Source organism: Luteimonas sp. KH_071 (assembly GCF_057838005.1).
Genome location: NZ_CM174458.1, coordinates 2,320,548 through 2,342,996, shown reverse-complemented (window position 1 = coordinate 2,342,996; position 22,449 = coordinate 2,320,548). Strand labels below are relative to the sequence as shown.

At 68.1% G+C, this 22,449-nt stretch carries 25 protein-coding genes, 1 tRNA gene and 2 pseudogenes; 12 read left to right on the top strand and 16 right to left on the bottom strand.

Annotated features, from left to right (window positions below; all coding sequences use genetic code 11):
* Positions 1-132 precede the first annotated feature (132 nt).
* The 5 genes and pseudogenes from AC3IRM_RS10825 (at position 133) to AC3IRM_RS10805 (ending at position 4,408) form a co-directional block, all read left to right on the top strand.
* Complete coding sequence (locus AC3IRM_RS10825; RefSeq protein WP_489203161.1) at positions 133-1,347, top strand: sensor histidine kinase; 1,215 nt, start codon at positions 133-135, stop codon at positions 1,345-1,347.
* A 19-nt stretch (positions 1,348-1,366) separates the two neighbouring features.
* Positions 1,367-2,008 (top strand): response regulator, encoded by a 642-nt coding sequence (locus AC3IRM_RS10820; protein ID WP_489203160.1) that lies wholly within the window; start codon positions 1,367-1,369, stop codon positions 2,006-2,008.
* 152 nt (positions 2,009-2,160) lie between these two features.
* A pseudogene (locus AC3IRM_RS10815) lies at positions 2,161-2,226 on the top strand (transcriptional regulator); the annotation flags it as partial.
* Positions 2,227-2,667: 441 nt separating this feature from the next.
* Positions 2,668-3,822 (top strand): annotated as a pseudogene (locus tag AC3IRM_RS10810) (polyketide cyclase); the annotation flags it as partial.
* Positions 3,823-4,036: 214 nt separating this feature from the next.
* The gene (locus tag AC3IRM_RS10805) at positions 4,037-4,408 is read left to right on the top strand and encodes a DUF423 domain-containing protein (protein WP_489203159.1); all 372 of its coding nucleotides are present in this window, start codon (positions 4,037-4,039) and stop codon (positions 4,406-4,408) included.
* Between the two features lie 19 nt (positions 4,409-4,427).
* On the opposite strand, the gene AC3IRM_RS10800 is transcribed toward AC3IRM_RS10805, so the two are convergent.
* Genes AC3IRM_RS10800 through AC3IRM_RS10770 form a run of 7 tightly spaced genes read right to left on the bottom strand, consistent with a single transcriptional unit; the run spans position 4,428 to position 8,092 of the window.
* Entirely contained in the window at positions 4,428-5,237 is an 810-nt protein-coding gene (locus AC3IRM_RS10800) for a M15 family metallopeptidase (RefSeq protein ID WP_489203158.1), read from the bottom strand.
* A 31-nt stretch (positions 5,238-5,268) separates the two neighbouring features.
* Positions 5,269-5,658, bottom strand: coding sequence for a DUF3887 domain-containing protein (locus tag AC3IRM_RS10795; protein WP_489203157.1), 390 nt, complete (start codon positions 5,656-5,658; stop codon positions 5,269-5,271).
* Between the two features lie 57 nt (positions 5,659-5,715).
* Positions 5,716-6,543, bottom strand: coding sequence for a CPBP family glutamic-type intramembrane protease (locus tag AC3IRM_RS10790; protein WP_489203156.1), 828 nt, complete (start codon positions 6,541-6,543; stop codon positions 5,716-5,718).
* Positions 6,540-6,719, bottom strand: a complete 180-nt coding sequence (locus AC3IRM_RS10785) for a DUF4177 domain-containing protein (RefSeq protein WP_489203155.1) — start codon at positions 6,717-6,719, stop codon at positions 6,540-6,542. The genes AC3IRM_RS10790 and AC3IRM_RS10785 overlap by 4 nt, the downstream gene beginning before the upstream one ends.
* Positions 6,712-6,903, bottom strand: coding sequence for a type II toxin-antitoxin system antitoxin (locus AC3IRM_RS10780; protein WP_489203154.1), 192 nt, complete (start codon positions 6,901-6,903; stop codon positions 6,712-6,714). The genes AC3IRM_RS10785 and AC3IRM_RS10780 overlap by 8 nt, the downstream gene beginning before the upstream one ends.
* Positions 6,900-7,241, bottom strand: a complete 342-nt coding sequence (locus AC3IRM_RS10775; RefSeq protein WP_489203153.1) for a hypothetical protein — start codon at positions 7,239-7,241, stop codon at positions 6,900-6,902. The genes AC3IRM_RS10780 and AC3IRM_RS10775 overlap by 4 nt, the downstream gene beginning before the upstream one ends.
* The gene (locus tag AC3IRM_RS10770) at positions 7,241-8,092 is read right to left on the bottom strand and encodes an SPFH domain-containing protein (protein ID WP_489203152.1); all 852 of its coding nucleotides are present in this window, start codon (positions 8,090-8,092) and stop codon (positions 7,241-7,243) included. Before AC3IRM_RS10770 ends, AC3IRM_RS10775 begins: the two co-directional genes overlap by 1 nt.
* Positions 8,093-8,210: 118 nt before the next feature.
* On the opposite strand from AC3IRM_RS10770, the gene AC3IRM_RS10765 reads away from it, so the two are divergent.
* From AC3IRM_RS10765 to AC3IRM_RS10740, 6 genes are all read left to right on the top strand, one after another.
* Complete coding sequence (locus tag AC3IRM_RS10765; protein ID WP_489203151.1) at positions 8,211-8,831, top strand: CDP-alcohol phosphatidyltransferase family protein; 621 nt, start codon at positions 8,211-8,213, stop codon at positions 8,829-8,831.
* A 26-nt stretch (positions 8,832-8,857) separates the two neighbouring features.
* Positions 8,858-10,417: a class III poly(R)-hydroxyalkanoic acid synthase subunit PhaE gene (gene phaE, locus AC3IRM_RS10760; RefSeq protein ID WP_489203150.1), complete on the top strand. Its 1,560-nt coding sequence runs from the start codon at positions 8,858-8,860 to the stop codon at positions 10,415-10,417.
* Positions 10,418-10,419: 2 nt separating this feature from the next.
* Positions 10,420-11,487 carry a class III poly(R)-hydroxyalkanoic acid synthase subunit PhaC gene (phaC, locus tag AC3IRM_RS10755; RefSeq protein WP_489203149.1) on the top strand — a complete coding sequence of 356 codons (1,068 nt, stop codon included), beginning with the start codon at positions 10,420-10,422 and terminating at the stop codon, positions 11,485-11,487.
* A 28-nt stretch (positions 11,488-11,515) separates the two neighbouring features.
* Entirely contained in the window at positions 11,516-11,713 is a 198-nt protein-coding gene (locus AC3IRM_RS10750; protein ID WP_489203148.1) for a PspC domain-containing protein, read from the top strand.
* 8 nt (positions 11,714-11,721) lie between these two features.
* Positions 11,722-12,162, top strand: coding sequence for a hypothetical protein (locus AC3IRM_RS10745; protein WP_489203147.1), 441 nt, complete (start codon positions 11,722-11,724; stop codon positions 12,160-12,162).
* A 209-nt stretch (positions 12,163-12,371) separates the two neighbouring features.
* The gene (locus AC3IRM_RS10740; RefSeq protein ID WP_489203146.1) at positions 12,372-12,854 is read left to right on the top strand and encodes a hypothetical protein; all 483 of its coding nucleotides are present in this window, start codon (positions 12,372-12,374) and stop codon (positions 12,852-12,854) included.
* A gap of 145 nt (positions 12,855-12,999) precedes the next feature.
* Here the strand turns inward: AC3IRM_RS10740 and AC3IRM_RS10735 are convergent, their stop codons facing one another.
* Together AC3IRM_RS10735 and AC3IRM_RS10730 are read right to left on the bottom strand one after the other, a co-directional pair.
* A complete protein-coding gene (locus AC3IRM_RS10735; RefSeq protein ID WP_489203145.1) occupies positions 13,000-13,800 on the bottom strand; it encodes an NRDE family protein in 801 nt (266 codons plus the stop codon).
* A gap of 108 nt (positions 13,801-13,908) precedes the next feature.
* Positions 13,909-13,994, bottom strand: a tRNA-Leu gene (locus AC3IRM_RS10730).
* Positions 13,995-14,115: 121 nt separating this feature from the next.
* Here AC3IRM_RS10730 and AC3IRM_RS10725 point away from each other — a divergent pair.
* Positions 14,116-14,658, top strand: coding sequence for a hypothetical protein (locus AC3IRM_RS10725; protein ID WP_489203144.1), 543 nt, complete (start codon positions 14,116-14,118; stop codon positions 14,656-14,658).
* Between the two features lie 13 nt (positions 14,659-14,671).
* On the opposite strand, the gene AC3IRM_RS10720 is transcribed toward AC3IRM_RS10725, so the two are convergent.
* The 7 genes from AC3IRM_RS10720 to AC3IRM_RS10690 form a co-directional block, all read right to left on the bottom strand.
* On the bottom strand, positions 14,672-16,507 hold the full coding sequence (locus AC3IRM_RS10720) for a DUF885 domain-containing protein (protein ID WP_489203143.1): 1,836 nt from the start codon (positions 16,505-16,507) through the stop codon (positions 14,672-14,674).
* A gap of 119 nt (positions 16,508-16,626) precedes the next feature.
* Complete coding sequence (locus AC3IRM_RS10715) at positions 16,627-17,232, bottom strand: cysteine dioxygenase family protein (protein ID WP_489203142.1); 606 nt, start codon at positions 17,230-17,232, stop codon at positions 16,627-16,629.
* 9 nt (positions 17,233-17,241) lie between these two features.
* The gene (gene metX / locus AC3IRM_RS10710) at positions 17,242-18,384 is read right to left on the bottom strand and encodes a homoserine O-acetyltransferase MetX (protein WP_489203141.1); all 1,143 of its coding nucleotides are present in this window, start codon (positions 18,382-18,384) and stop codon (positions 17,242-17,244) included.
* A gap of 103 nt (positions 18,385-18,487) precedes the next feature.
* Positions 18,488-19,498: a tetratricopeptide repeat protein gene (locus AC3IRM_RS10705; RefSeq protein WP_489203140.1), complete on the bottom strand. Its 1,011-nt coding sequence runs from the start codon at positions 19,496-19,498 to the stop codon at positions 18,488-18,490.
* A complete protein-coding gene (locus tag AC3IRM_RS10700) occupies positions 19,498-19,941 on the bottom strand; it encodes a cytochrome c-type biogenesis protein (protein WP_489203139.1) in 444 nt (147 codons plus the stop codon). Before AC3IRM_RS10700 ends, AC3IRM_RS10705 begins: the two co-directional genes overlap by 1 nt.
* The gene (locus tag AC3IRM_RS10695; protein WP_489203138.1) at positions 19,938-20,495 is read right to left on the bottom strand and encodes a DsbE family thiol:disulfide interchange protein; all 558 of its coding nucleotides are present in this window, start codon (positions 20,493-20,495) and stop codon (positions 19,938-19,940) included. The genes AC3IRM_RS10700 and AC3IRM_RS10695 overlap by 4 nt, the downstream gene beginning before the upstream one ends.
* A complete protein-coding gene (locus tag AC3IRM_RS10690; RefSeq protein WP_489203137.1) occupies positions 20,492-22,417 on the bottom strand; it encodes a heme lyase CcmF/NrfE family subunit in 1,926 nt (641 codons plus the stop codon). Before AC3IRM_RS10690 ends, AC3IRM_RS10695 begins: the two co-directional genes overlap by 4 nt.
* Positions 22,418-22,449: the final 32 nt, after the last annotated feature.

Genomic DNA, 22,449 nt, shown 5'->3' with positions numbered 1-22,449 from the left:
GGCGCTCCTGCCGCTGCGCGTCGCACAGGCCGGGATTATTGCATGCCGGGGATCGACGGGCGACCGGCGACGAGGTTGCCTGCATGACTTCAGGCCCGTCCGTAATCGCGCACATGTGCCTAACATGCCGGCATGCTCCGTGATCTGAACCACAATCGTCTGCTGCGCATCGCCGGCCTGTTCACCTGGGCAGTGATCGGCCTGCCGCTGTTGATGCTGTCGTTGGCGCCGGTCGAGCAACTGAGCGATGGGGGCATGCGCCTGGCGCTCGACAGCTGGCCGACCTGGGCCGCCTGGGCGGTGTTCGGCTTGAGCTATGCCTGGCTGACCCGCGGGCTGGGAGAGCGCCGGATCCGCGCGCTGGACCATCTTCTGGTGCTGCTGCTGGCGGGCAGCGCGATCGCGATCAGCTACTACAGCCAGAGCGGTCTGGGCAGCATCCTGCTGATGGTCGTAGCCTGTGTGTTGCCGTGGCTGTTGCCGCTCTGGGTGGGCGTGGCGCTGCTGGTGGCCTGCGAGTTCGTCATCGTGCCGGTCTACGTGCGCGGGTTGGATTTCACCTGGCCCGAGGCGGTGTTGCAGGCGGTGCTGTACGTCGGTTTCACCGGCTTCGCATTCGTCACAGGCTTTGTCGCCCACCAGCAGGCGCAGGCGCGCGAGGAGCAGCGCCGGCTCAATGCGGAACTGCGCGCTACACGCGCCTTGCTGGCCGAGAGCGTGCGCGTCAACGAACGCACCCGCATCTCGCGAGAGCTGCACGATCTGCTGGGCCACCACCTCACGGCCTTGAGCCTCAACCTCGAGATCGCCAGCCATCTCGCCAGCGGCCAGGCGCAGGAGCATGTGGGGCAGGCGCAGACGCTCGCGAAGCTGCTGCTCAGCGACGTGCGCGAAGCGGTGAGCCAGCTGCGCGACGACGATGCGATCGATATGCGCGCAACCCTGCTGCCGCTTGCCGAGCACGTGCCCAGCCTGCAGGTCGACATGCAGTTGCCGGTGCAGTTCGTTGTCGACGACCCCGAGCGCGCGCACGTGCTGCTGCGCTGCACGCAGGAGATCATCACCAATGCCGTGCGCCATTCCGGCGCGAGCCTGCTGCGCCTGCGCTACAGCCAGGACCGCGACACGATCCGCGTCGACGCGCGCGACGACGGTCGCGGTGCCGAGGCGGCGCGGATCGGCAACGGCCTGACCGGCATGCGCGAGCGACTGGCCGCCTACGGCGGCACCTTGCACGTTGAAACCGCGCCCGACCGCGGTTTCGTCTTGAAGCTGGAACTGCCGCTGGCGGATGCGACCGTGCTGCGCGATGCTGCGCGCCGGGGCGAAGCGCAGTCGCCGGCATGAATCCGCAATGGGAGGCACCATGATCCGAGTCTGCCTGGTCGATGACCAGACCCTGGTGCGCCAGGGCATCCGCTCGCTGCTCGCGCTCGATGGCGGCATCGAGGTGATCGCCGAGGCGTCCGATGGCCGTCAGGCGGTCGAGACGATTCCCCAGGTCAAGCCCGATGTCGTGCTGATGGACATGCGCATGCCTGCGATGTCGGGGCTGGAAGCCATCCAGGCGCTGTCGCGCGCGGGCACGCTGCCGCCGACGATCATCCTGACCACGTTCGACGACGATCAGCTGGTGCTCGCTGGCCTCAAGGCGGGCGCCAAGGGCTATCTGCTCAAGGATGTCTCCCTGGACCAGCTGGTCGGCGCGATCCGCACCGTGGCCGGCGGCGGTTCGCTGGTACAGCCGGCCGTGACCCAACGCCTGCTGACGGGTCTGGAACAGATGCGGAACGAGTTCGTCAGTCTCGACAAGCCGGACCCGCTGACAGATCGCGAGACCGAAATCCTGCGACTGATGGCCGGTGGTTTTTCCAACAAGGAAATCGCCAATTCGCTGGGCGTGGCCGAGGGCACGATCAAGAACCACGTGTCGAACATCCTGTCCAAGCTCGGCGTGCGTGACCGCACCCGGGCCGTGCTCAAGGCCTTCGAGCTGCAACTCGTCTGACGGCAGGATGGCCGGCCCGTCGCAGCGCGACGGGCGTTCGTCCGCCCCGCGAGGCGGTGCCTCGCAAGCGGGGCGTCCTTACCCTGTCCAAGCTCGGCGTACGCGACCGCACCCGTGCCGTACTCAAGGCCTTCGAATTGCAGCTTGTTTGATCCAAGCTCGGCGTACGCGACCGCACCCGCGCCGTGCTCAAGGCCTTCGAATTGCAACTGGTCTGACGGCAGGATGGCCGGCCCGTCGCAGCGCGACGGGCGTGCGTCCGCCCCGCGAGGCGGTGCCTCGCAAGCGGGGCGTCTTCACCCTGTCCAAGCTCGGCGTGCGCGACCGCATCCGCGTCGCACTCAGGGCTTTCGAACTACAGCTTTTCTGAGCGCAACTCCGCGCGCCACGCGAAAGGCGTGCGGATTGGCAGGCGGTCTCCAGCTGCGGGCCAGGCGGAGTCTCCTGCCACGCCGACGTCATGGATGCTTCACCGGATGCCGACACCGACTTGCTGAATGTGCCGACCCTGGCGCGACGGGGGCATTCGCGGGCGCGCATCCGGTACACCGGGCAGGCCCTTGCATCGATGCTTGAATAGACTCGCCCGGTAACACGCAACTTGATACGATTGCCGGTCTGTGCCGCCTCAGGCCGGATTTGGTCCTGGAGAACTCTGAATGACCCGTCTGCTCGAACTGCTGATTTCTTGCGTCATCGTCGCCGTGCTGTTTCTCGTGGTGGCCGTACTGCTTCCCTCCAGCCGCACCCTGACCGAATCAGCGGAAACCAACCGCCGCCAGACGATCGTGTTCGACACGCTCAACAGCGTGCTCCGCTTCAAGGACTGGTCGCCGGTTACCGCCTACGACCCGAACGCCGAGCTCAAGGTGTCCGGTCCCGAAGCTGGCGTCGGTGCCCGCATCGATTACAGCTCGTCCCTCAAGCGCGTCGGCGACGGCAGCTGGGAGATCGTTGAGTCCGATCCGGGCACCCGCGTGGTCTATGCGGTCGAGAACCCGACGCGCGGCGACAACAAGCAGACCACCTTCACGTTGAGGCCGACCGGTCGCAACAACCGCAACATCGAAATCACCCAGACTTACAGCGTCGATTACGGCTGGGATCTGCTAGGCCGCTTCGCCGGTCTGTATGTCAGCCGCAACGTCGGTGATGGCATCAAGCTGGGCCTGGGTCGTCTGACCAACATGCTGGCCGCCGTGCCGAACGTCGATTACCGCGCCGAAGGCAGCACGCTGGCCAACCTGACCGCCACGGAGCGTCCGGCCGAAAATCTGCTGGTCGTCGCAGCCGGTGCGGTCGAGCGCAACAACCAGGTCATCCAGGACTCGATGAAGGCCAACGTGGAGTGGATGAACCGCACCATGGCCGCCAACAACCTCGAAGCTGCCGGTCCGCTGCGCATCATCACCACCGAGCTGGGCCGCGAGACCTATACGTTCGACATCGCGATGCCGGTCCGCAAGAGGGGCACCGGTCCGGCCGCGCCTGTCGCACCGGCCGCTGTCGAGGGCGAGGGTGAAGAGACTGCTGCCGCCGCGCCGCCAGTCGCCGCATCGACCACTGACGCCGTCGAGATCACCGGTCTGGAGCTGATGGGTCCGGTGAAGTCGATGTTCGTGCCGCGCGCCCGCGTCGCCAAGGCGAACTACAAGGGCTTCATGGCCGAGCTGGACAATGTCCGCAATGCAGTCCGCGCCTGGGCGCTGACGCAGGGCTACGAAGTCACCGACCGTCCGTACGAGAACTACGTCAACGGGATCGATACCGCGTTCACCGAGAACGGTGAGTTCGAGGTGTTCTGGACGCTGCGTGATCCGAATGCGGCACCTGCTGCAGCGGCGCCCGCAGCGGCGCCGGCGCCGGCCGAGGCACCTGCGGCGGCTCCGGCCGAGTAAGCAGGCGCATCCGCGCTGGTTGTGCATCGCACGCCGCATCCCCCGGGATGCGGCGTGTGTCGTTTCAGGGCTGCTGTTTCACGGCGATACGGTCGGCTATAGCGCCGTTGTGGCGGCATCGGAGACTGCAATGAGGATCGGGTCGACTCGCAGTTCACGGCACATCGGCGGACTTGTCGCAGCCGGCGCACTGCTGGCGGGCGCGTCGGTCGGGCTGTCGGCCTACGCGTCGCACGCCGTCGATGGGGATGCGCGCGCCGCGCTGCAGACGGCGGCGGTGTTCGCCTTCGGTCATGGCATCGCGCTCGCGCTGCTGGCTCGCGCCGTGCGCGGCACGCTCGAACTCGCTTCGCTGGTCGCTTTGCTGGCCGGCACGTTGCTGTTCGGCGGCGCGCTGGTGTCGCGCCATCTGTTCGGCGGGCCGTCGTTCTTCGCGCCCTGGGGGGGCATGCTGACGATGCTGGGCTGGCTGTTGCAGGCCGTGGCTGCAGTGCGGCGCTGATCGCTCAGCGCAAGATCGGTCAGTCGACGGCGGCCCGGTATCGCCAGTGCCAGGGCTCGTAGACGAGGCCGTGCGGATTGTCGCGCGGGTAACTCATCGTGAATCCGTGATCGGCGGCGTGGCGCGTCAGCCACTCGAATGCCGCGGTCTTCTCGAAGGTTTCTTCAGCCGGCGGCTCGCCCGGCGCGCTGATGTCCAAGGCGCAGCCGGCGTGATGTTCGCTGTAACCGGGCGCGGCATTGACCGCGAGGATCGCGTCGAGCGGCAGGCCGCGCGCGCGTTTGCGATCGAAGATGCCCAGCTGGTAATCGTGGCTGCGATAGCCCGACACCGCGTCGAGTGTGATGTCGTCGCGTGCAGCCGAGGCGTGCAGCGTCTGCCAGGCACGCGCGGTCTCCGTCTCCAGCCACAGCGGGCGGCGATAGCGGTCCAGGCCCGCGAACGCCAGCCATGCCGGTTCGGCGACGAGATCGAGGCCGGTGCGCGCGGCGTAAGTGTCGGCGTCGAGGCCCAGTGCATCGAGTCGGGCTTCGACCTGCGACAACGGCAGATCCGGTGCGGCGGTTCCAGGCGCGTGCAGTGCGCCGGCATCGAGCAAGTCCAGGGCGTCGTCGATACCGGGCTCGCGCTGCCAGCGCGGCATCAGGCCGACGACGCCTTCCGGCAGCACGGCGGCGAGATACGCGCCATCGCGTTTGCGTCGCAGGACCTGCGTTGCACGCGACAGCACGCGTGCGTCGCGATTGCTGCGCGCACGCAGCAGGGCCGCGGGCCAGAGTTCGATGTCGGGCGTGTTGAACAGGAAGCGGGACGACGGCTTGACGTGCATACCGTGCAGCTTAGCGCGCCGGTCCGGGTCGTCAGGGTGTCGCGGCGACCGGTGCGAAATGCAGCCCGGCCACGCGACCTTCGGCGTCGAGCGCGACGGTCGCATCGAGACTCGCCTGTGCCCGATGGACGCGCGTGACCACGACCTTCATGCCCTGTTGCTGCGTGACCTGTGGCGCGTCGCGTGACGTGACCGGGCCGGCGGCTTCGATCTGCGTTTGCACCTGGCGCAGGGCGTCGACGCTGAGTGCGGCGGTCATCTGCGGGTCGAACGTCGCGGTGACTGCGGCGTAATCGCCGGCGTCCAGCTGGTCGAGCACGCGGCTGGCGGTGGCTTCGGCATCGCGGGTCGCGGCCTGGGCAATCGCGCTGCCCGTGGTGACGCAGAGCAGAGCGGCGAGCAGCATTGAACGGGTACGCATGATCGAGTCCTTTCGTCGGCAATACGGGATGAAGTGCGATTGAAGCATGCCCGTTTCCTACAGCACACCCTGTGGCAGCAGCAGGGGAACCAGTGCATGCAGGACAAGGTCCGCGGCGAAGTGCGACAACACGGCCATCTCGAAACCGCGCTTCCAGTACAGCCAGCCGAACACGGCGCCGCCGATGCCGTTGAGCAGCAGCGTGCGCACGACGACGCCGGCATCCAGGCCCCAGACCATCGACGCCGTCGGCAGATGGCCCAGCCCGAACAGCAGCGCCGCGATCAGGATTGCGGCCCAGGCCACGCGCGGCGACAGCGTCCCGTCGAAGCCCGAGCGCCTGCGCAACAGCCAGGTCGCCGCCCACGCAATCAGCGTCATCAGGAACAGACGCAGCTGCAGTTCTTCGACGATGCCGCCGTAGAACGAGGCCATCAGGCCGTACAGCGCACTGCGCGCGCCCGCGATGTCGGTCATCTGGACCTCTGTCGCGGGCAACAGCAGCGGATCGAACACCCGCGACAGCACGAGAATCGCGATGGCGGCGGCGACACCGAGTCCGATCGCCTGCCAGGGCTTGCGATCGCGTAGCTGCGCTCCGCCATGCCGGCTGACCCAGTGTTGCAGCAAGGGTGCGCCGAGGCCGACGCGGTGCCCCATGCGCAGGCCTGCCCACGCGAGCAGCGCGCACAGGATGAACATCGACATCGCCTGGATCGCGACCAGCGCCGGCAGTGCGATCGCCCCGTCGCCGGTCATGCGCGCCGGATCGATCTGCAGCAGATACGGAATCACGGCGAGCGTGGCGACGGCGCCAGCAGCGGCAAGCAGCACCGCGATGCGCAGGTCCTGCCGCGGACGCGGCGGGGTCACGGCGATGCTCATGCGCGGCGCTTGAGGAACAGCAGCGTGGGCGTCATCGCAGACAGGTGCACCACGCTGACGAGTTCCCAGCCCTGCAGGCCGAGCGTCTGCAGGCTGTCCTCGATCTGGTTCGACTTGATGGCGCCGAGGAAGCCCGGCTTGATCTCGTGCACCTTGTACTGCCAGCGATCACTCATGGTCGGAGTCCTTGGACGGTTCTGGTTCGGTTGCAGGGGCAATACGGCCCGCACGTCTCAGCGCATCGCGCAGGAGGAACTCGATCTGCGCGTTCGCACTGCGCAGATCGTCGTCGGCCCAGCGCTGTACAGCCGCGAGAATCGCGGCGTTGATGCGCAGCGGATAGGCCTTTTTCTCGGTCACCCGCCGCCTCCGCGCGCGCGACGCTTGGCGCTGGCGACAGTGAAGATGCACGCGACAGCGAGGCCGTTGACGGCGAAGAACATCACCACGATCAACGCAAGCAGGCGACGTTCCTGATCGCCCCACAGCACGAGGCCGAGCGCGGTGGCCAGCATCGCCAGGCCGATCATCCGCAGCAGCCGCGCGAGTCTGTTGTCGAGCACGGCCTTGTCGCGCACGGTCATGCCGCCGCTGCCGCTCGACAGCGGCAGACGGCCCTGCACCAGCCAGCGCGCCGAGACGAAAGCCGGTACCGCCATCAGTGCGAACACCAGCGCTGCGATGTGATGCGGGGCCATCAGTACAGCGAGCCGGTGTTGACGATCGGCTGGGTGCCACGATCGCTGCACAGCACGACCAGCAGATTGCTGACCATCGACGCCTTGCGCTCCTCGTCCAGCGTGACCACGCCGCTCTTCTCCAGTTCCGCCAGCGCCATCTCGACCATGCCGACCGCGCCGGCGACGATGCGCGTGCGCGCGGCGATGACCGCGTTCGCCTGCTGGCGCTGCAGCATCGCGTGGGCGATCTCCGGCGCGTAGGCGAGGTGGCTGATGCGCGCGTCGAGCACGTCGACGCCGGCCGCGGTCAGGCGCTCGTCGAGGTGTTCCTTGAGGCGATCGGAGATCTCGGTGGGATGGCTGCGCAGCGAGATCTGGTCGTCCTCGTGCTGGTCGTAGGGATAGGCGGTCGCCATCGCGCGCAGCGCCGCCTCGGACTGGATGTGCACGAAGCTCTCGTAGTCGTCGACGTTGAACACGGCCTCGGCCGAATCGACGACGCGCCAGACAATGACCGCGGCGATCTCGATCGGGCTGCCTTCGAGCTCGTTGACCTTGAGCCGGCCGCTCTCGAAGTTGCGCACGCGCAAGGACACCTTCTTCTTGGTGAGGAAGGGATTGTTCCAGCGCAGGCCGGCGTCCTTGACCGTACCGACGTACTTGCCGAACAGGCTCAGCACCGCGGCCTGGTTGGGTTCGATCATGTAGTGGCCGATCAGGGTGAACGCGGTTGCCAGCGCGACGATGATCGCGACGATCGGCAAGGCGCCGCCGCCAGTCGTCAGCGTCCACGCGCACAGTGCCAGGAGCACCAGCTGGCCCAGCAGGACCGGGATGCCGGGCAGGGATCGGATCGGGTTCTCTTGCATCGCGGCATCCTCGAGTGGGTTTCGAGTTTGATATCGAATTGATATCTTGATGTCAACACTCACGTAACCGCATGGGCCGGGCCTGCACCATCACGCCACGCCACCTACTGGATTCCCCATGTCCCGACCCCGCCACTTCTCGATGCTCCGCGACTTCCAGCTGGCCGACTGGTTCACGCTGGGCAACGCCTTCTGCGGTACCGGTGCGGTGTTCGCGGCGATGCGCTATCTGCAGGACGGCAGCGTGCGCGATCTGCTCGTGGGCATGGCTCTGATTCCGCTGGCGTTCGTCTTCGATGCGCTCGACGGCCGAGTCGCGCGCTGGCGCAAAGTCGCGTCCACGCTGGGACGGGAACTCGATTCGCTGGCCGACGTGATCTCGTTCGGTGTCGCACCGGCCGCGCTGGCCTACGCCTGCGGCATGCAGGGCGGCTGGGACGTGCTGGTGCTCGCCGGCTTCGTCTGCTGCGGTGTCAGCCGTCTCGCGCGCTACAACGTGACCGCCGAAACCCTGTCGCAGGGCAGCGACAAGGTGAAGTTCTTCGAGGGCACGCCGATTCCGTCGAGCCTGCTGCTGGTGATCCTGCTCGCCGTCGCGGCGTGGCAGGGCCAGATCGGCGATGCCTTGTGGCTGGGCGAGATCCGCCTCGGTCCCTGGCTGCTGCATCCGCTCGTGCTGGTGTTCGCCGCGTCCGGCGCGATGATGGTCAGCAAGACGCTGCGCATTCCGAAGTTCTGAAACGACCGGCGCCGCAAGGCGTTGTTATGATCGAACACGGTTCGCAGGAGTCGACGATGTTCAACATGGGACAGGGACCGGACGCGCAGGGCGCGGATCTGGAGCGCCTCGCGCGCCGCTACTGGGATACATGGCGTGACGCCTTGCAGCGCACGATGCCGGGCAATGCGTGGAATCCAACGGGTGCCGCGCCGCCGAATGCAGGGACCACGCCTTGGGGCGATCCTTCGCAGTGGTTCAAGGGCGGCGCACAGACGCCTGACGCTGGCACCGATGCACTGCGGCAATTCCAGTCTATGGCCGGGCCGTGGCTTGAGCAGATGCAGCGCGTCGCGGCCGGATTCGTGGGCCGCGAAGCCTCGCCCGAGGCGATCACCGCGGCGTGGCGCGAAGCCATGGGTGGCAATCCCGTCGGGTCGATGTTCGGCAGCCTGCACGGGCCGGGCATCGAGGGATGGGAGACGTGGCTGCAGCGGCTCAAGCCCTGGCTCGACGCGGCGGGTGCAAGCCCGGCGATGGGCAGCGGTGGGCGCGATGCGTTCGCGCTCCCGACCTTCGGCCTGACACGCGAGCACCAGGAGCGTTGGCAGCACCTCGGCCGTGCGTTCGCCGAGCACCAGCGCAGCCAGCAGGGTTACCAGACGCTGCTGATGCAGGCCTCGACGGCTGCGTTCGGCATCTTCGAACGCAAGCTCGCCACGCGCGATCCGGCGACGCCGATCGAGACGCCGCGGGCGCTGTTCGACATGTGGATCGACGCGGCCGAGGAGGCCTATGGCGAGGTCGCGCTGTCGCCTGCGTTCCGCAAGGCCTATGCCGACATGGTCGGCGGCCAGATGCGTCTGCGCCAGGCCGTGCAGCGCGAGGTGGAACAGGCCTGCCGCGTGCTCGACCTGCCGACGCGCACCGAACTCGATGGCGCGCACCGCAAGATCGCCGACCTCGAGCGTGCGCTGCGCCGTGTGCGTGACCGGCTTGATGCGGTCGATGGCGCGGGCGCGCCTGCAGCCGCCACATCGAGCGCACCGCCGCGTCGTCCTGCGGGTCCGACGCGTGTCGTGACGACGGCGGCGCCCGGTCATGTGTCTTCCAACCCCGGCGTCGGGGCAGACAGCGCGGCGCCGGTAAAGCCGGCCGCGAAGCGGGCAGCGGTGGGGAAAGCGCCTGCGAAGAAGTCGGCAGTGAAGAAGACAGCGGCGAAGAAGGTCGCCGGAAGGAAAGTCACAGCCAAGCGCGCGGTCACGAAAACGCCTCAACGCAAAGTCGCTTCGGCGAAGAAAGCCGTTGCGAAAAAAACCCCCGCGAAGACAGCCGCATCGAAGCCCGAGCCGGCAGCGAAGTCGCGCTCCGCATCCGCGAGCCGGCGTCGCAGTCCGGCCGCGGCCGCGAAGACCACGCCGCGCAGTACGCGATCCCCCCGTCGTACAGCGAAGACGCCCGCCGCGCCGGCGCGCGCCACGCGCAAGGCCGCGCGTACGCCGAGCCGCGTCGCCAGTCTGCCCAACCTCGGCTTCATCTCGCCGATTCCGCAGGCGCCCGAGCCGCTGCAGGGCAAAAGCAGAAAGTCGCGTAAAGGGACGCGCTGACCATGACCGGACCACTGCACATCACGCCCGACCGCATCGCCGAGGAAGCGACGCGCGTCCAGCAGAAACTCGGTGCCAGCCTGCGCACGTTGCGCGAGGTGGGTGATTTCGATTACGGCGCGACGACCAAGCAGGAAGTCTGGCGCGACGGCAAGGTCGTGCTGTACCGCTTCATCGGCGAAAAAGCGCCGACCGCGCGCGTGCCGCTGCTGATCGCCTATGCATTGGTCAACCGGCCGTACATGGTCGACCTGCAGCACAACCGGTCGATCGTGAAGGGGTTGCTGGAGCGCGGCGAGGATGTCTACATCCTCGACTGGGGCTATCCGGACCGCTCCGACCGCTTCCTGATGCTCGAGGATTACATCGAACGCTTCCTTGGTGGCGCGGTGGATCATCTGCGTCGCAGCGCCGGACTCGATTCAATCAACCTGCTCGGCATCTGCCAGGGCGGCACGTTCGCATTGAGCTACGCCGCGCTGCATCCCGAGCGCGTGCGCAATCTGATCACGATGGTCACGCCGGTGGATTTCCACACCGACGACAACATGCTCGCCCACTGGACGCGCGATCTCGATGTCGACCTGTTCGTCGACACGCTCGGCAACGTGCCGGCCGACATGATGAATGCGTGCTACCTCACGCTGAAGCCGTGGCGCCTGCTGGTGCAGAAGTACGTCGGTGTGGTCGACATCCTCGACGATGCGCCGGCGCTCGAGGATTTCCTGCGCATGGAGAAGTGGATCTTCGATTCGCCCGACCAGGCCGGCGAGACCTTCCGCCAGTACATCAAGCAGTTCTACCAGGGCAACGGCTTCGTCAACGGCGGCATCGTCATCGGCGACCGCGAAGTGCATCTGGGGCTGGTCGAGATGCCGGTGCTCAACATCTTCGCCGAGCAGGACCATCTGGTGCCGCCGGACGCGTCACGCGCGCTGCGCGGGCTCGTCGGCACGCAGGACTATTCGGAACTGTCGTTCCGCGGCGGGCACATCGGCATCTATGTGTCGGGACGCGCGCAGACCCAGGTGCCGTCGGCGATCCACGACTGGCTGGCGCAGCGCGCATGATGCGCCCGCACTTCAGGCGCAGGCGCTGATGGCGTCGCCCACCTTGAGCCGCACGCGCGAGGACCGCGTGCTCGCGGGTGTCGCCGGCGGCATCGCCCGTCGATTCGACTGGAATCCCACCGTTGTGCGCGCGCTGTTCGTGATCGTTTCGGTGGTGTCGGCCGCGTTTCCCGGTCTGCTCGTCTATCTGCTGTTGTGGATGCTGATGCCGGAAGGCGAGGGCTGAACGTGCGCATGGCGGTGCGCGGCGCAGGGCTGGTGCTCGGTGCGGCGTGGACGCTGCCCAATACCTTGATCGGACTCGTCGGCGGCCTGGCAGGCCTGCCGTTCGGCGCGCACTGCCGCTGGCGGCGCGCCGACCTCGCCCTGGTGTTCGACCGCTGGCCCTGGGGACCGGGTGGGGCGATCACCTTCGGCAACGTGATCCTGCACACCGGCGATTCGCTCGATGTGCGCTGTACGACCTACGCGCACCGCGCCGCGTGGTGCGAGGACGCGCCGATCCGGCTTGCCGACCACGAGCGCGCACACGTCTACCAGTACATGGTGCTCGGCCCGCTGTTCCTGCCGCTGTATCTGCTGTTCGGTGGCGTGAGCGTGCGCAACCGGTTCGAACGCGCGGCGGATCGTTATGCTCTGACCGGTCGCGGCTGGTGGCCGTGGCCGCGTCCTTGATCATGTCGACGGGCGTTCGATGGTGTTGACGGCTCGATGGCGGTCCCGCGCGGCGCGCCCAGCGTGGCGGCAAGACCGGAAAGCGCGGGTCCAGCCATTGGCGCTTCCCTAAGGAAAACGCGGCGGGTCGCGTAAATCCGGCAGACTCGTGCTTCATCTATCCGGCCTGTCGATATGCCGGTGTGTCCCTGAGGTTTCTGGAGCCGACCATGCGCTACGACCGTGAAGCCGTATCCCCCTGGGCCTTCTTCCTGCCGATCGCGCTCGCGGTGATGGTCGGCAGCCTGGTTGCCGATGCCATCGGCGGCATGTTGCGCGACCGCTTCAACGACGCGCCACCTGCGATTGCCGAGCAGGTGGCGGCGTCGGTGAACACAGCGCCCGTCGAGATGGCCGCGCCGGTCGAACCCGCGCCTGTAGTGCCGGAACAGGTCGCGCCACCTGCGCCTGTCGTCGCGCCACCGAATCCAGATGCGGCCATGCTCGCCGAGCCCGACAGCGAGGGCGCGCCATCGGCGACCGCATTACCTGCCAGCGATACCGGGCGTCGACTGTCGGGTCCAATGACCGCCCGTCAGGCGGGCGAGAGCGAAAGCTGCATCAACAACACCGTTGCCACGCGCAGTCCTAATGGCTGGGAGCAGGCGCTGGAGAACGATGCACCGGTGCGGTGCGAGGCCACGTCGAACTGAAGTCATCGGCGTCATCGGTATGCTCGACGGCACGTGATCTGCGCGCATCGGCAGCGCCACTCCCACACGCGGGGCGTTGCGCCCTTGGGGGCACATGTAGCGACGGAGTTGGTGTGATCGAGCCCTTGCGCCAGGAGCTTGGGCTTTACGGTGTTCGCGTCTTCAACCGCTGGTGCGAGGTATCGATTGCCTCACCCGCAGCATCGAAGCGCCGCTCGCTGAGCAACACGCCGTCCTGATCCACCAGCACGACACTGCTGCACCGCGTCCCATACCGCGGATCTTCGATGAATGCCGGGGACAGCCGCCGCTCCAGCGCGAGCCCGACACCCGTATCGGGCAACGTGGTATCCGGCGCGGTTCGCGTGTCACGCAGTCCGGCGAATAATGGCTCCAGCGCTACATGGTCGATCGACGCAAGCGATGTACTGGACGCAGTCGTGTCCAGCCAGTCCGCCAGCGTCCGCGTCGCCGCAGTGCTCTTCGGCCATGGCGCGTCGAAGGCGCCGTTCGACATCGCATGCAGACCCGGCGCAACCGGCGCGGCATCGAAGCGCGGATGATTGCTGGCGAACCACAGCGCATCGCCATCCCAGACCAGCAGATTGAAGCGGCCGTAGTCCTGAGCCGTTGTGGACAGGCCCTGCGCGAAGTCGCCACCGGACGCAGTGCCATGCACGAAATCGCGCACCAGCCAGCCACGCGACCGCGCAGCCGTTTCGGGTGCGGCGCCTGCGCGCACGTTGGTCACCGCTGCCAGCCGACGCCGCGACGAGGCCAGCAGCCAGCTGCCGCCCTGCACGAGGTCGCGGCCACCGTAAACGTCGGAGGCCCGTGGATCGAATGAAGCAGGGGCGCTCGGGCGCGCGTGGAATTCGTCGCGATTGGCGATCAATGCGAGCGGCAGGTCGGGACGGGTCTTCCAGGCGATGGCGATCAGGCACATGGACCAATGCTAGCCGAGCGGTCCGCTGTGTGACGGGACCTCCACGCAGCGCCGCATCGTTTCGATGACCCTGAAAACGGCAACGGCCCGCATGCGCGGGCCGTCGACTGGTACCGGAGGCGGGACTCGAACCCGCACGCTTTTAAGGGCGGCGGATTTTGAGTCCGCTGCGTCTACCATTCCGCCACTCCGGCACGGACGCCGGAGTATAGCGGAAGCGCGGCGCAGCCTGAATCCCGCCGTCTTTGCGTTCTCCAAACATGCGGGGCGGCATCATGCGCGTGCCGGCGCAGGGCCGGGAGCCCGGGAGGGGACATGCACGATCGAACGACGCCGCATCCGGAAGCGGCCTGGATGCCTGCGCGACCGGGCCTGTCCACTACGCGTGCGCGCCGTGTGCGGATCCTGTTCGCGATGCTGCTGCCTCTGGCTGCAGCCGCCTGCATGAGTCAGCCGGCGTCGCGTATCGCCGATCCGGAGCCTGTCGCGGAACGCGAACTCGCGGTGCCACCGGGCGGGAATACCGTCCCGTCTCAGCCAAACGGCCAGGTGCGCCTGGCCGAGGGCGTGTTCCGCGTGCATCTGAGCAACATCCGCTGCGTGCGGGCGCCGTGCCCGAACGGCTACATGGTGTCGGATGTCGAGGGCCAGGCGCCTGCGCTGCGTCCCGATGTCCCGCAACCGGTGTCGCGGATGCCGGAACAGGTCCGTTTCGATGCCGCGTCCGGCGGCGCCGTCGAGGACGGTCTTGTCGAACAGGCGCATGTCGGCGACGGCATCATCGTCGAAGGCCGCGCCTGGCTGATCGAGGGGGGCCGGACCCTCCGTGTCGAGGTGGCGCGGCTCGTGTCCGATTGAGGGTCGGGCTGGATCAGCCAGCGCCACCCCCGTCCTCGATTTTCGACACGGCGATCCACGCATCGACTGCGCTTGAAACCACATCCAGTGGCAAGGCGCCGTTATCGAGCAGCACGCCGTGGAAGGCGCGCAGGTCAAATCGCTCTTTCAAAGACTGCCGTGCATGCCCGCGCAGCGCGAGCAGGGTATGCAGGCCCACCGTGTGTGCGCACGCGCGGCCCGGACGCACCAGCTGGCGCTGCGCCTCGCTGCGTGCCTGCGCCTCGCTCATGCCGGCGACGTCGCGCAGGTAGGTCTGCGCCTGCGCCAGGCTCCAGCGTTCGGAGTGCAGCCCCGTATCGACGACCAGTCGCGCGGCGTGCAGGAGCTCGGCGCGCAGGCGGCCGAGATCGCCCTGTGGATCATCGTCGTAGACGCCCATCTCCACCGCGAGCCGCTCGGCATACATCGCCCAACCTTCGGTGAATGCGGTCGGGGCGAGACTGCGCCGGAGGCGCGGCAGCGCGACATGCGCCTGTGCGAGACCAACCTGCAGATGATGGCCAGGCAGACCGTTGTGGTAGACGAGCGTCGGCAGGCCGCCTTCCGGCAGGGCACGCACCTGGGCGACATCAATCATCAGCGTGCCGGGGCGGACGTCCCCGCCAGGTGGAATGTAATAGACGGCCGCCGTACCGGTGGCACCGGGAGGCGCAAGCTGGACGTCGAGCGGCTGGGTCGGCAGTGCGTCGAAAAAGCCGGGCAGGCGCGCTTCGATCGTATCCACGCGCGCTTGGACCCGCGCCCGCAACGCCTCCCGCGCTTCGTCCGTTAGTTCGACGTCAGCCGCTGTGGCCGCGTCGCCGCCGCTGGCGTCCTGCGGCGTGTCGACATCGCGCAAGGGCAAGCGGTCGCGAACGATCGCTGCCATCTCGCCGCGGATCCGGCTGACCTCGTCGTGGCCGAGGGCGTGCAGCTGGGTCGCGTCGATACCGACGCCGGTATTCCAGCGGAGCGCAGCGGCGTAATAGTCGTCGCCGTCCGGCAGGGACCAGACACCCGCGTCGGCTTCCTGTGTGGCGATGGCAGCTTCGATGCGGGCGAGGAGTCGCGCGTAGGCAGGCAACGCGGCGTCCTCGATCGCGCCGCGCGCGTCGCGCAGCAGCTCCTCACGCAGCGCAGCGTTGATGCCCTCCGCGTCGTCCAGCTTGCGGGCAAACGCATTCACGAAAGGACTGGCGTCCACGCCCGCGCGCACCAGATCGCGCATCTGCAACGCGGCGCCTTCGAGCGCGATGCGCGGCGGCACGACGCCGTGGCGTGCCTGGAGATCGAGGTTGTCCCGCACCTGGTCGAGCTTGCTCGCCACCGCGTGCAGGCGCGCGACATAGTTGCGTGCGTCGGCCGCGCCGGTCACCGGCTGCGCGCTCTCGAAGAAGCCCGGCAGCGACATCGGAACACTCGACAGCTGGTCGACGGCGTAGAGATTCGTGCGTAGCGGCAACCAGGCCGGCGCCCAGTCGAACCGGAGCAGGTCGGCCTGACTGCGGTAGAACCAGCGTGCCATCTCCAGCGTGCGCTGCTGCTGCGGCGCGAAGGCAGCGTCGTCGATATCGTCGAGCGCGGCGAGATTGGCGTCGAGCGTGCTGCGCAGTTCTGCGCGATGGACCAGGGACGCGTCCGTCAGCCGGCCGGCAGCGAGCCGCGAATCCGGATTGTCGATGCCGAGCACGGTCATCGCTTCGGGATCGTTGGCGAGTAATGCATCGAACTGCGCGTCGACCAGCGCATCGACAGCGCGGCCGTCGGCATCAGGCACGTTGGGAGACTGGCCGCAGGCGGCAAGCAACATCGCCAGAGAGGCGGTCAACAGCGATCGGGTCATCGGCCTCGACGGAGAAACAGAGGGAGCGCCGGGTCACTGTAGCGGCTGGGGTCGCAGGATGCGCCTGCCTGTTCACGTTCACGCGGATGCGTGGGACGCAATGCTCAGTCGACGGTATCGACCACCAGCGAAGCGTCGTAACGCAGATACCAGTCGTCCGCTTCGGGACGGAAGCGCGCGCAATGCATGATCGGTGCCTGGTAGACATGCAGCGACACGGCGACCGCATCGCGGCTCGCGTTGCGGATCGTGTGGTACTCGTGCGGTGGAATCAGGCTCCCGGCGCTGCCGACGCCGGCCTGCATGCCCGAGGCCGCGCGGAACCGGAAGCGCTCGCCATCGGATTCGAGCAGTTCGTACTGGGCGATTTCCAGCGCGCCGCGCCAGATGCCTTCCACGCACCACAGGCCGTCGTGGTCGTGGATCGGCGTGCCCTGACCCGGGGCCCAGGTCATCGCGACGACGCTGTAGCCGTGCGCCGGACTGCGGTAGAGCTCACGGCGCGCGTAGTGGCCGTCGACCGGCAACTGCGTGCACGCAGGCAGTTCGACGGCGGGATCGCGGATCAAGGCGCACATGGCGCTACGCAGCGCGCTGGTAACGGCATGGTCGTCACCGGCCACGACGGCGGCATCGACCGCGGCGATCAGGCGATCGCGGCCCGCGAAGGGGATGTCGGGTGGATCGGTCACAGGGGATTCGAAACGCATCGCTGCAGTCTAGCCCGCGGCCTCGGCGGTTGCAGGCGGCAGTGCAGCAAGGAAGTCCGCGACCGCCGGGCCGAAACGCGCGATGTCGACGAGGAAGGCGTCGTGACCCTGCGGCGATTCCAGCGGCAGGAAGGTCGCGTCGACACCGCCCGCGCGCAGGCCGTCGGCGATCTGCTGTTGCTGCTGCAGCGGGAACAGGATGTCGGTATGCACGCCGATCGCGAGCGCGCGTTCGATGCGCAGGGTGGCCAGTCCGTCATCGCTGCTGCCGCCGCAGCTCTCGCCAATGTCGAACCAGTCCATCGAACGGCTGAGATACAGATAGCAGTTGGGATCGAAGCGGCGCACGAAGCGGCGCGCATGACCTTCGAGGTAGCTCTCGACTTCGAACTCGAGGCCGAAGGGCTCGTCGTCCTCGCGGCGGTCCGATTCGAGGCGCACGCGACCGAAACGCCCGTCCCATTCCAGCGCGGAGCGGTACGTGATCACGCCGAGCTTGCGCGCCATGCGCATGCCACTTTCGGGATACGCCGCCTCGGTGTAGGCGCCGCCCTGCCACATTGGATCGAGGCGGATCGCCTCGCGCTGCAGCGAACGGATCGCGATCGAGAACGGCAGCGCACGCGCCGCGCCGCAGATGTTGATGTGGGTGCGCGCGAGTCCCGGAAAGCGCGCGAGCAGCGCGAGTGCGGTCATGCCGCCCATCGAATTGCCGATCACGCAGGCCAGGCGGTCGATGCCGAGCGACGCGACGACATGCGCGGCGGCATCGGCGCCGTCTTCGATCGACAGGTCCGGGAACGCGAGCCGGTAGGGCGCACCGGTCTCAGGGTCGACCGAGGCCGGTCCGGTCGATCCCTTGCAACTGCCCAGCGAGTTCACGCAGACCACGAACCAGCGATCGGTGTCGATCGGTTTGCCGGGGCCGAGCATCGCCTCCCACCAGCCGGGCGTGGCGTCGTCGGCGTGGCTGGCGGCGTGCGCATCGGGCGAGAGGCCAGTGACGATCAGAATCGCGTTGCCGCGCGCGGCGTCGAGCGTGCCCCAGGTCTCGAAGGCCATGCGTGCGCCACGCAGCGCGCCCCCGCGCTTCATCGGAAACGGCGAGGTCAGATCGACAAACCGGCTGCCCGGCGGGATGAATTCGGTCATCGTGCTGTAGGAGCGCGCTTGCGCGCGATTACCCGGAGTCCGGGGTAGAGGAGGACGGCCATGATCACGGTTGCACCGGGAAGAGGGCAACCAAGCGCGGGCTTCAAGGCCGCGTCGCGCTGACAGTCACGTCGACCGGCGCGTCCGTCGGCAGCGTCACCCGCACCGGCGCGGATTCGAGATCGCCCTCGCTACGCGACGCATCGCCACTGCGCGAGATGCGCGCGACGATCTCGACCGCATCGAGCGCGGACAGCGGTTGCGTCGGCATCGGGCTGTCGCCGTCGCCCAGCACGATGTCCAGCGGCAGCGCGGAGACCGGGTGGCGCTGTACGGCGACCGGCATCGGCGGGCCGCCGGGTTGGCGGGCGATGACGAACACCGTCGCGTCGCCGGGCAGGGTGGCGACATCAGGATCGAGTCGCACGCGGACGCGCACCGAATGTGCGCCGGCGGGCGCCACTTCTGTGGTTTGCGATGCGGTGTCCGTCGGCATGCCGGCAGCGGTGCGCGCGACTGCGATCTGTGTGCGCAGCGCATCGGCGGCGGCGCCATCGAGCAGCGGCAGCAACGGTGTCCACGTCGCCACCGCGCCCGCATCGTCGCCGGCCTGGCGCTGGGCGATACCCAGATACCAGCGCGCATGCTGATGGTCGGGAGTGCGCGCGAGCACGTCGCGCAGTGTCTGCACCGCGGCGGCATCGAAGCGCCGATCCGGCGCCGCGCGTGCGCTGGCCTGGGCAGCTTCGACCTGTACGGCGTCGTCCTCTGGCATGAGTTTCGCCGCGCGTGCGAGCGCGTCGCGCGCGTCATCGAAGCGTTCGAGTCCCGCATACGCGCGGCCCAGCAGCAGCCAGCCTTCGGGCTGCCGTGGATCGCGCTGCAGGTCGATTTCCAGCCGCGCGATCGCATCGTCCAGTGAATCGGGTGCTGCAAGCTCGGCGGGATCGAGCGCCTGTGGCGTGCCGACCAGCATGTACATGCCGGCCACGAGCACCGGCACCAGCAGGGTCACCGCGAGCGCGACCCGCGACGCGCCCCGGCGCAATCCCCAGGTCAGGGCGACCACGGTCGCCAGCGTCAGCACGATCGCGAGCACGACGAACAGCAGCATCACCACGTCTCCGTATCGTCGGGTGGCAGCGGCGCGGCCTGTCGGCGCGAGGCGACGACGCGCCAGATCACAAGGCCTCCGGCGCCGAGCAACAGCAGCGGTCCGAACCACAGCAGCCACGTCGATGGGCCGACCTGCGGGCGATACAGCACGAATTCGCCGTAGCGCGCGACCAGATGCGCCTTGATCGCCGCATCGTCGTTGCCCTGGCGCATCAGGGTCAGCACTTCGCGGCGCAGGTCGTGGGCGATCTGCGCATTGGAATCGGCCAGCGACTGGTTCTGGCACATCACGCAGCGCAGTTCGGCGACGAGCTTGTGGAAGCGTCGTTCCTCGGCCGTGTCTTCGAAGCGCAGCGGCGCGGCGTCGACCGCGACCTGCGCGTGGGCCACCTGCGGCCAGGCCAGACACAGCAGCAACGCGAGCAACAGCGCGCGGATCACAGCGCCTCCAGTCGTTCGACGTGCGGCATGAGCTGTTCGCGGATGGTGGCCTCGGTCATCGGACCGACATGCTTCCACACAATCATGCCGTCGCCATCGACGAGGAAGGTTTCCGGCGCGCCGTAGATGCCCCAGTCGATCGCGGCCTTGCCGTCGTAGTCGGCCAGCACGAGGTCGTAGGGATTGCCGAACTGCGCGAGCCAGCGCGTCGCGTCTTCGGGCTCGTCCTTCCAGTTGAAGCCCACCACGCGCACGCGGCCGGTCTTCGCGAACGCATTGACGACAGCGTGTTCCTCGCGGCAACCCGGGCACCAGCTGCCCCACACGTTGAGCAGATACGGTGCGCCGCGCAGGTCGTCCTGCGTGACCCGCTGATCGGGTGCGCCGAGCACCGGCAGGCGGAACGCGGGCGCCGGTTTGCCGATCAACGGCGACGGCAGGGCGTCACGATCGGGATCGCGGCTCAGCCACACGCCGGCCGCCAGCAGCGCGAGGATTACGCCGAAGGCGGCCAGCGGCAGCCAACGTGCGCGCGAGGCGCGGGGCGTGCTCAAGCGGTCTTCTCCCGGCGTGGGCGGCGGAACCGGCGGTCGGCGGCCGTGACGAAACCGCCCAGCGCCATCAGGAACGCCCCTGCCCAGACCCAGCGCACGAAAGGTTTGACGTGTACGCGCAGCGCCCAGGCGCCACCGCCCAGGGGTTCGCCGAGCGCGACATAGACATCGCGCAAGGCGCCGGGACGGATCGCCGTCTCGGTCATCACCTGGCCGCCGCTGGCGTAGGTGCGCTTCTCGGGATGCAGCGTAGTCACCAGCCGGTCGCCCCGCAGCATGCGCACCGTGCCGCGATCGGATTCGTAGTTCGGGCCGACGTGATGCGCGACGCTGTCGAGCACGAAGGCATCGCGGCCGATCTCCAGCGACTGGCCCGGCAGCAGCGCGACCTCACGCTGCACGTTGAGGCCTTCCACCAGCAGCGCGCCGATCAGGAACACCGAGATGCCCAGATGTCCGAGCACCATGCCGGTCATCTCCGCGCCCATGCGGCCGCCCGGCGCGCGCAGGCGCGTCCACACGAACCGTGCGGTGCCGCCTGCCACCCAGACTGCACCCGCCACGCCCATCGCGACCTTCCACGGCCCCTGCGGCGCGGTGAAGAACGCGAGGGTCGCCGCGATCAGCGCGAGCGCTGCCCACGGCAGCAGCATGCGCAGCGGTCGCTTCATGTCCTCGTTCTGCCAGCGCGTCAGCGGCCCGAACGGCAACAGCAGTATCAGCGGCGCCATCAGCAGCAGGAACAGCAGGCCGAAGTAGGGCGGGCCGACCGAAATCTTCCCAAGATCCAGCGCATCCGCCAGCAGCGGATACAGCGTGCCCAGCAGCACCATCGCGCAGGCCGCGACCAGCAGCAGGTTGTTGGCGAGCAGCAGCGTTTCGCGCGAGGTCGCGGCGAACGGCTTGCCATCACGGCCGTCCGGCGCGCGCAGTGCGTACAGCAGCAGCGAACCGCCGACGACGAGGCCGAGGAACACCAGGATGAAGAGTCCGCGCGTCGGATCGGCGGCGAAGCTGTGCACGCTTGTGAGTACGCCCGAGCGCACGAGGAATGCGCCCAGCAGCGACAGCGAGAACGTCGCGATCGCCAGCAGCAGCGTCCAGCCGTGGAAGCTGCCGCGTTTTTCGGTGACGGCCTGGGAATGGATCAGCGCCGCGCCGGCGAGCCACGGCATGAAGCTCGCGTTCTCGACCGGATCCCAGAACCACCAGCCGCCCCAGCCGAGTTCGTAATACGCCCACCACGAACCGAGCGCGATGCCGATCGTCAGGAACGCCCACGACACGTTGGTCCAGGGCCGCGTCCAGCGCAGCCAGTGCGCGTCGACCTTGCCGTCGAGCAACGCGGCGATCGCGAACGCGAACGGCACCATGAAACCCGAGTAGCCGATATAGAGCATCGGCGGGTGCACGATCATCCCCGGATCCTGCAGCAGCGGGTTCAGATCGCGGCCTTCCAGTGGCATCGGCAGAATGCGTTCGAACGGGTTGCTGGTGAAGATCAGGAAGGCAAGAAAGCCCAGGCACACCATGCCCATTACGCTAAGCACGCGCGCCAGCACCACATCTGGCAGCGAGCGCGAGAACCATGCGACCGCGGCGTTCCAGCAGGCCAGCACGAACACCCACAGCAGCAGCGAACCTTCATGGCCGCCCCAGACCGCGGTGAAGCGGTAGACCATCGGCAACAGCGAGTTGGAGTTCTCGGCGACGTAGCGCACCGAGAAATCCTGTTGCACGAACGCGGCCGTCAGAATGGCCCACGCGATCAGCGTCAGCGCCCATTGCGCATACGCGGCGGGCCGTGCGGTCGCCATCCACGGCGCGAGACCGCGATGCGCGCCGAGCAGGGGCAGCACTGTCTGCAGCGTCGCTGCGACCAGCGCCAGCAACAGCGCGATCTGGCCGATCTCAGGCAGCATCGGCGACTCCGGCATGCGCGCCACGCACCACT